The following is a 298-nucleotide window of genomic DNA, read 5'->3' on the forward strand; positions in this document are numbered from 1 at the left end:
TGGCAAAATAGTTGACAATCACCGCGATCCGAAAATCTTGATTGCTGGCGTAGCTCGTTGCGCCATTGCGTGTCATCTCCTCAACGATGACGGCATAGGATCCGCGTTCCTTTTCGTAGAATGGCAACAGAAACGTCATCGTGCCGGCTAGGATTGCCACCAGCCCCCCGACGGCAACAAGCCGATATATGCCAGCGGCGGCGAACCCGAGCGCAAGCAACTCGCCCGCGCAAAGCAACAGCAATGTTGCACTGACCAGAAAGTAGCGCGGGAAATCGAGGGTCGGCAGCTGTGCTGC

1 protein-coding gene is annotated in these 298 nt (G+C 56.7%); it reads right to left on the reverse strand.

What is annotated here, in order from left to right; genetic code table 11:
• Positions 1–298 (reverse strand): hypothetical protein (locus tag EN852_RS41495; RefSeq protein WP_189546629.1); only part of this gene is annotated, 298 nt, incomplete at both ends.

Origin of the sequence: Mesorhizobium sp. M2E.F.Ca.ET.209.01.1.1 (genome assembly GCF_004010375.2) — a bacterium.
Classification (GTDB): Bacteria; Pseudomonadota; Alphaproteobacteria; order Rhizobiales; family Rhizobiaceae; genus Mesorhizobium.